At 61.8% G+C, this 7,024-nt stretch carries 7 protein-coding genes, 1 tRNA gene and 1 CRISPR repeat array; of the genes, 5 read left to right on the forward strand and 3 right to left on the reverse strand.

Annotated elements, in window-relative coordinates:
* Positions 1 to 349: 349 nt before the first annotated feature.
* Entirely contained in the window at positions 350 to 1,261 is a 912-nt protein-coding gene (gene lpxC, locus SYN63AY4M2_RS11680) for a UDP-3-O-acyl-N-acetylglucosamine deacetylase (protein ID WP_011430774.1), read from the reverse strand.
* 6 nt (positions 1,262 to 1,267) lie between these two features.
* Positions 1,268 to 1,843 (reverse strand): hypothetical protein, encoded by a 576-nt coding sequence (locus SYN63AY4M2_RS11685; RefSeq protein ID WP_011430773.1) that lies wholly within the window; start codon positions 1,841 to 1,843, stop codon positions 1,268 to 1,270.
* 66 nt (positions 1,844 to 1,909) lie between these two features.
* Between SYN63AY4M2_RS11685 and SYN63AY4M2_RS11690 the strand changes: the two genes are divergently transcribed.
* Positions 1,910 to 2,719: an RNA methyltransferase gene (locus tag SYN63AY4M2_RS11690; protein WP_011430772.1), complete on the forward strand. Its 810-nt coding sequence runs from the start codon at positions 1,910 to 1,912 to the stop codon at positions 2,717 to 2,719.
* A gap of 105 nt (positions 2,720 to 2,824) precedes the next feature.
* On the opposite strand, the gene SYN63AY4M2_RS11695 is transcribed toward SYN63AY4M2_RS11690, so the two are convergent.
* Positions 2,825 to 2,909: transfer RNA gene (locus SYN63AY4M2_RS11695), tRNA-Ser, on the reverse strand.
* Between the two features lie 124 nt (positions 2,910 to 3,033).
* On the opposite strand from SYN63AY4M2_RS11695, the gene SYN63AY4M2_RS11700 reads away from it, so the two are divergent.
* Genes SYN63AY4M2_RS11700 through SYN63AY4M2_RS11715 form a run of 4 tightly spaced genes read left to right on the forward strand, consistent with a single transcriptional unit; the run spans position 3,034 to position 6,353 of the window.
* The gene (locus SYN63AY4M2_RS11700; RefSeq protein ID WP_011430771.1) at positions 3,034 to 3,597 is read left to right on the forward strand and encodes a hypothetical protein; all 564 of its coding nucleotides are present in this window, start codon (positions 3,034 to 3,036) and stop codon (positions 3,595 to 3,597) included.
* Positions 3,598 to 3,600: 3 nt separating this feature from the next.
* Positions 3,601 to 4,038: an SRPBCC family protein gene (locus SYN63AY4M2_RS11705; protein ID WP_011430770.1), complete on the forward strand. Its 438-nt coding sequence runs from the start codon at positions 3,601 to 3,603 to the stop codon at positions 4,036 to 4,038.
* 31 nt (positions 4,039 to 4,069) lie between these two features.
* Entirely contained in the window at positions 4,070 to 4,657 is a 588-nt protein-coding gene (locus SYN63AY4M2_RS11710) for a peroxiredoxin family protein (RefSeq protein WP_346426058.1), read from the forward strand.
* Positions 4,658 to 4,694: 37 nt separating this feature from the next.
* Positions 4,695 to 6,353 (forward strand): AarF/ABC1/UbiB kinase family protein, encoded by a 1,659-nt coding sequence (locus SYN63AY4M2_RS11715; RefSeq protein ID WP_011430768.1) that lies wholly within the window; start codon positions 4,695 to 4,697, stop codon positions 6,351 to 6,353.
* Positions 6,354 to 6,611: 258 nt separating this feature from the next.
* Positions 6,612 to 7,022: direct repeats of the CRISPR family, unit length 36 nt; unit sequence GTTCCCCCTTCGGGGGGATCCCTAGAAATTGGAAAC.
* The last annotated feature ends 2 nt before the right edge of the window (positions 7,023 to 7,024 follow it).

Here is a 7,024-nt window from a genome sequence, read left to right on the forward strand (position 1 = left end):
TACGCAGCAGCTCCAGCCACTCACCCATCAGGGCGACTTGGCTAGCAGTAGGGCGCAAGCGGTACTGGTAAGCGGTTCTCATGATGAATGCATTGTACCTGTTGAACGCTCCCGCCTCTCATCCCGACTCTGACCGGCCCGCCCCCCCTATATCCCCCCGTATACGGGGGGACTGGGGGGCTGGGGGACTGGGGGGTACAGAGCGGGGCTTCCAGGACTACGTCCCGCTAGCGCGAACGGCGGATTAGCTAAAGCCCGCATGGGCGGGCATTGAACCCAAAGCAAGGCCGCACAGAGAAATTGCAGCAGGCCAGGAACTTTTCACCCATCCCAGCAGCCGGGATCCCCCTCAAAACGAAGAGCGAGATTCCACCCCACCGAGGCAAAGGGGATCCCTTGCTTGCTCTTGAGCTGGCTCCACCTGCAGGGATCCACTCTTGAGCAACTGCTCAGCCAAACGGTGGTGGAGGGCGTGGCCCGCCTTGTAGGCCACAATGTGCCCCTGCAAGCGGCAGCCCAACAAGCTGAGATCTCCTAGTAAATCTATCAGCTTATGGCGCACCGGCTCATCCGGGAAGCGCAACGGCCCCAACCACTCGGTTTTGCTGCAGACGATAGCATTTTCCAAGCTGCCCCCCTGAATCAGCCCCTGTTGGTGGGCCAGCTCCGCATCCTGTTGGCGGGCGAAGGTGCGGGCCGGGGCAATGGATTGGACAAAGTCCGCCCTGTTCTCCCGCCAGCTCAGCCACTGTTGGCCGATAGGGCAGTCGGCAAAATCGATGCCATAGGTAAAGCGAAACCCGGGGTAGGGCACGGCGCTGACAAAGGCTTCCCCTGCCCAGACCGTGACCGGCTCCTGGATCACCCCCAGCAGGGCCGGCTGCTCCTGGGCCAGGATCCCGGCTTGGGCAACGGCCTCCACAAAGGGCAGGGCGGAGCCATCCAGAATCGGCAGCTCCGGCCCCTCCACCTCGATGCGGCAGTTGTCGATGCCCAGCACGTAAAGAGCGGCCAACAAGTGTTCCACCGTCTGCACCTGGACAGGGGGGGATCCCTGCTGTAGACGGGTGCAGAGAGCGGCAGGGGCCAGGGATCCCAACCGAGCGGGGATGGGAGGGGAGCCCCGCTGATCCACCCGCACAAAGACTCGACCGCTGCTGGCAGGGGCCGGATGCAGGCTACAGCGAACCGGCAGGCCGGTGTGCAGGCCCACCCCCTCTAGGGAAATAGAGCTGGCCAAGGTGTGTTGTTGTTCTCTCATAGGTCTCTATGGCCAACGCTCTTGGCCCCGGTCGAAAACGCGATAGTAGAGTTCCCGATAGCCAACGCGCAGGCTGCTGCTGGCGTCTGCCAATTTGCCTTTGCGACTGCCGTAGGCGCTGAACACCTCGTAAGTATCTCCCTCAAAGAAAAACGAGGAGACATCGGAAACCTCTTCCCCCCCCAACAACTGCCAACGCCCCCCCCGAAATCGCAGCCGGTAGTGGGCCCTGTCCAAGCTACCGGAGGGGCGGTCGATGGCGGCGTCGATGCGGCCCTCGTACTCCGGCGGCTCGGCTCCTGCTATGGGTCGAACCTCGACGGAGATATCGCGGTAACGGCAGTTGGGGCGGCTGCATAGGCGGATCGAGCGCATGGCCTCGGCAATGGCTTCCAGCCGCTGTCGCGCCTCGGCCAGAGAAAAGTGCTCCGCACCGCTATCGCGAACGAGCTGGGGCGACACCTGAGTCGGCTCTGCTGCGGGGGAGAGCGACGAATGGGCAGCCAAGGCTGGGGATCCCCAGCAGCACCCCAGCAGCAATAGGCACATCCAACTCAGCCAACGGCGGTAGGCGGATCCCATCGGCGCAATCTATGACAAGATCTAACTCCTCTACTTTAGGGGATCCCTATCTGCGATTTCTGAGCAATGCCGGCATCGTCCAACTGGGCTCAGGAGCGATTGGCGCAGGTACGCCTTGTGTTAGTGCGGCCGGCAGGGCCGCGCAATCTCGGGGCCATTGCCCGCGTGATGAAAAACATGGGCCTGCGGCAGTGGGTGTTGGTGGATCCCCAATGCGATCCCCTCGACGCAGAAGCAGTCACCATGGCCGTGCATGCGACGGACTTGCTCCGCCAAGCCCGGCAGGTGCCAACCTTAGCCGAGGCCCTTCAGGGATGTGTGCAGGTATTCGGGACAGCAGGCCGCCGCGAGCCCTACCCGCCCGAATGGCAAATTCAGTCTCCCCGCCAGGCTTTCCCGGAGCTGCTGGCTGCCGGCCCTGCCGCTCTGGTGTTTGGCCCTGAAGATCGGGGCTTGAGCAACGAAGAGCTGGCCCTCTGCCATCGCCAGATCCAGATCCCCACCGATCCGGCCTACCCTTCCCTGAACTTGGCCCAGGCAGTGGGCATCTGTTGCTACGAGCTGCGCACCCTCCTCTGCCAGAATCTTCCCCCGCCAGTGACCAGCTCTGGGATCTCAAAGCCGGCTCCCTTCGAGCTGCTGGAGGGTTTTTTCGGCCACCTGGAGGCGCTGTTGCTGCAAATTGGCTACCTGCACCCCCACACCGCTCGCCGCAAGATGCTCAAGCTGCGCGCCCTCTTTCACCGCGCCGGCCTGATCGTGTCCGAGGTGGCCCTGTTACGCGGGATCCTGCGACAACTCCAGTGGAGCCAAAAATCTTCTCCTCGAGAACCCCCAAAAAAAGAGGATCCTCATCCTGCTGAGAGTGGATCCTAGCTGCCGCGGCCTCTGGCCGGCTGCCTCTGAAAACAAACCTCTGGGAACTGAGACAAGGGAATCCAGCTAGGTCTGGATGGTCTTCCTGCGGCAAACTTGATTTGACGGAGAGGGTGGGATTCGAACCCACGGTGGCTTGCGCCACGACAGTTTTCAAGACTGCTTCCTTAAACCACTCGGACACCTCTCCAGAACCTATCTTAGGCTGTGCAGTTGCCGCTTGTGCAGCTCGAGGGGTCCTGCTATCCCTGCTAACGGGTTGTGGGGAGGAATGGGGATCCGCTATAACCCACTGAGGGATCCCTGGCTATGCGATGAGAGGACATTTTTGCCCAGGTCAGGTGCAACTTCTGGCTTGGCTGTCGCTAGCGTTGTTGGCTGCCTGTCGCCCTTGGCCAGACGCATCTCCTTCCGAAGCTGCCCCCCCGGATCCGGTGCTGCGCCACATCGGCGAAGATGGCACCCATTTTGAGGCTTCCGTGGGCGATACCCGCGCTCTCCCTCCCCACTTCCCGCACCAGTTGCGCTTGCCCGACGCCACCGTCATCTCTTCGGGGCAAATTTGGGATCAGGAAGGAGGGCTTGCCTCCCTGATTTTGCAGACCTCTCAACCTCTCTCGGAGATCGCCGCCTACTACCGCCGCACCCTCTGGGGCCGGGGCTGGGATCTCCTCTCCGATCTCGAGCAGGCCGGCGGCATCCGCACGCTGGTGTTCGAGTCTCCCCCTCGCCCCGACAGGCCGCCCCAGCAGGCGGTCATCCAAGTGGGATCCCCCCGCCGCGGGCCGGATCAGGTGGAGTATCGCGATATCCTGATTTTGCTGAGTACCGTCGTCCCTGGCGGCGAAGCGCAGCCTGCCGCTGCAGCCGCTCCCTAGAGCATGCCCGTCTATACTCAAGCGATTGAAATTGCCGCTGGCGTGGCCCAGGTGGAGCGCTGTCTAATCGATCCAGCGCTGATGCGGCGCTGGCTCAACCCCCTGTTGAGCTGTGAGGCGCTGGGATCCCCCACTGGGCAACTGGGCAGCCGCTACCGCTTTTTCCTGCGCCTGCCGCTGGTTTCCCCCAGCCTAGACTGCGTGATCGCCGAGCGGGCCGAGGGCCTGGTGCAGTGGCAGTTTGAGGGTTTTTTTCAGGGCACCGACCGCTGGGAATGTTGCCCCCAGCCGCTGGGAACGCTATTGGTAAACCGCTTTGAGTTTTGCATCCCCAACCCTTGGGTGGCGGCAGGGTTCTATCTGGTGGCAGCGGAGCTGACCCGGCACGACATGCGGGCACAACTGCGACGGCTAAAGGCAGTGGCCGAGGCTTTGGGTTAGGCTGGTGGCAGGTAGTAAAGAAACGTAAAAAATGGCAATGACCAGCAACAGCAGCCTGTTCAACCGTCGCTTTTTCGACAACTTCATCCCCCAGCCGGCCAACAGCCCTCTGCAGATTGGCGAGCTGGCCCCTGACTTTGAGCTGCCCAATGTGCACGGGGATCCCGTGCGCCTGTCGGACTACCGCGGCCAAAAGCCGGTGGTTCTGGCCTTTACCCGCATCTTTACAGAAAAGCTCTTCTGCCCCTTCTGCTACCCCCACATCCAGGAGCTGAAGGCCCGCTACGAGGAGATCCGGGCTCTGGGAGCAGAGCTGCTGATGGTTACCAGCACCGACCCGGTGCAAAGCCAACAGATCCAAGCCGACCTGGAACTGCCCTATCCGCTGCTGGTGGATCCGGAGTGCAAAACCTTTCGGCTCTACGGCGTCGGCCAAGCCCTGGGGGCGCCCCTGCCAGGCCAGTTCATCGTGGATCGCGAAGGGAGGCTGCGCTATAAGCACCTCTTCTCCTTTGCCGAGCCCAACGCCAGCACCGACGAGGTGCTGCGGGTCTTGCGAGAAGGGCTAGCCAGCGGCTGGGATGGAACCCGCCGGGTGGCTCCCGTGCCCTTTTTCTAAGCCTTCCTAGGCAAGCCCGGAAGAGGAGAGGAAAGAGGTGGTCTTTGCGCGGCTGGCCCAGAATAGCGCCCGTCAGGCGGAGATCCTAGAAGTAGTCCTGCGCCACGGCTGGGACTACATGCGGCGCTTGCTCTCTTTGGGCAAGGCGGAAGAGCCGCAACTGCCACCACCCCTGGTGCTGCGCAACATCCTGGTGGATCTGGGGCCGGTCTATGTGAAGCTGGGCCAGTTGCTGAGCACCCGCCCCGACCTGCTGCCGCGGGAGTATATCGAGGCCCTCAGCACCCTGCAGAGCAATGTGCCCCCCGTGCCCTGGAACGCGGTGGAGATCCTGCTGCGCCAGCAGTTGCGAAAGCCGCTGGAACAGGTATTCAGCAGCCTCGACACGGAAGCGGTGGCGGCGGGATCCATTGCCCAGGTCCATCGCGCCCATCTCGTCAGCGGCGAAGCGGTGGCCCTCAAGATCCAGCGGCCCGGCGTGGAGGCAATAGTAGAGCGGGATACAAGGCTCATCCGCAGCATTGCTGAATTGGTGGCGCAAACAGAATTTGGCCGGCTGGCAGACGTGGTGGCCTTGGCGGATGAGTTTTGCCGGGCCATTCAGGCGGAGCTGGACTTTACCCAGGAAGCCCGCCACACGGAGCAGCTGCGGCAACGCCTGCAGGCTGGCCGTTGGTTTGATCCCAACCAACTGGTGGTGCCGCGCGTCTATTGGGCTCTTACCACCCCCAAGGTGCTGACCCTGGAGTGGATCGAAGGAAAGCCACTCCTGGAGGCGGATCGCAGCGACGCCGAGCCGCAGCAGCTTGCCCGCCTGCTCACCCGCGCCTTTTTCCAGCAGATCTGCATCGACGGCTACTTCCACGCCGATCCCCACCCCGGCAACTTGTTCTATTTGGGATCCGGTCGCGTAGCCCTCTTGGACTGCGGCATGATTGGGCGGCTGGATCCGCGCACGCAGCAGATTGTGCTGGAGCTGATTTTGGCCATCGTCAGCCTGGATGCCCAGCGCTGTGCCGAACTCACCCTGGAGCTGGCCCTGCCGGAAAGCCCCAGGGGCCGCTTGCGGGATCCCGCCGTCAGCCTGGCCCAGTTGCAGCGGGAATACGAGCGTCTTTTGCGGCAGTACTACACCCTAACTGTGGCCGAGCTGGATTTTAGCCAGCTTTTCTCCGAGATCCTGCAAGCAGCGCGGCGCAACCAGATCCGCATCCCCGGCAACCTGGGGCTGTGCGCCAAGGCCCTGGCCAATCTGGAAGGGATCGCCCGCCAGCTCACCCCAGACTACAATCTGCCGGAGCAAATTCGCCCCCTGATGGCGGACGTGTTTCGGCAGCAGTTGCTGGGGGAAGCTCCCCTACCCTCGCTGCTGCGCACAGCCTTGGACCTGAAAAACCTCTCGCTGCAGTCGCCGCGGCAATTGGAAGTGCTGCTTAGCCGCATCACCTCGGAAACCCAACGCTGGAACCTCACCATCCAAGAGCTGGAAGACCTCCGCATCAGCCTGGATCAGTCGGCCAACCGCCTCTCCTACAGCATCCTGGTCGGATCCCTGATTATCGGCGCCGCCATCATCTCGGCGCAAACCCAGCGCTTCCAGGTCTTCTGGCTGAGCGAGCTGCTTTTTGGCGCCGCCAGCCTCTTGGGACTGTGGCTCATCCTCAGCATCCTCCGCTCCGGTCGCCTGCGCAATTAGCCCCTAGCTCGGACTTGCCAGGGATCCCGATCCTAGCCATGTTGCCAAAAGCACATAAAAACGGTATCAACGCTTCTGCGAGCGCCTCGCCAAAACCCGCAAAAGCCGATTTTTTCGTTGACCCGCTCGATGCCTTGCGCCACAAGGCTTTCAGGCCTCTCACCCCTCCTCTGCAAGGCCTTTTTTTGCCCTCTTCGACCGACCCCCTCGCAAATAGGCCTTGCATTCCTTGCCCCGCTTGGGTTTAATAAGGGTAGAGTTCCCCCTTCGGGGGGATCCCTAGAAATTGGAAACGCGCCTCGCGGATAGTTACTTCGTCAAGCTTCAAAATAGTTCCCCCTTCGGGGGGATTCCTAGAAATTGGAAACCATGTGATACGTTACAACAATGGACAACGTTTAGTTAGACGTGTTCCCCCTTCGGGGGGATCCCTAGAAATTGGAAACCTGTTGGTAACCAAACGAGCCCGGATGAACCGGATGGTTCCCCCTTCGGGGGGATCCCTAGAAATTGGAAACGAACTTTCAACAACAACGTTGGGTTCGGCTAACTAGCCGGGTTCCCCCTTCGGGGGGATCCCTAGAAATTGGAAACGGCCATAACGAACCTCCAATTAGGCAGTACTAAACTAAAGTTCCCCCTTCGGGGGGATCCCTAGAAATTGGAAACAC

This window comes from Synechococcus sp. 63AY4M2, from assembly GCF_002760475.1.
In the GTDB taxonomy this organism is placed as follows: Bacteria; Cyanobacteriota; Cyanobacteriia; order Thermostichales; family Thermostichaceae; genus Thermostichus.

Coding starts and splice junctions, on each gene's coding strand:
- SYN63AY4M2_RS11710 (WP_346426058.1), top strand. CDS start 4,070: ATGGCAATGACCAGCAACAGCAGCCTGTTCAACCGTCGCTTTTTCGAC.
- SYN63AY4M2_RS11685 (WP_011430773.1), bottom strand. CDS start 1,843: ATGGGATCCGCCTACCGCCGTTGGCTGAGTTGGATGTGCCTATTGCTG.
- lpxC (WP_011430774.1), bottom strand. CDS start 1,261: ATGAGAGAACAACAACACACCTTGGCCAGCTCTATTTCCCTAGAGGGG.
- SYN63AY4M2_RS11690 (WP_011430772.1), top strand. CDS start 1,910: ATGCCGGCATCGTCCAACTGGGCTCAGGAGCGATTGGCGCAGGTACGC.
- SYN63AY4M2_RS11700 (WP_011430771.1), top strand. CDS start 3,034: ATGAGAGGACATTTTTGCCCAGGTCAGGTGCAACTTCTGGCTTGGCTG.
- SYN63AY4M2_RS11705 (WP_011430770.1), top strand. CDS start 3,601: ATGCCCGTCTATACTCAAGCGATTGAAATTGCCGCTGGCGTGGCCCAG.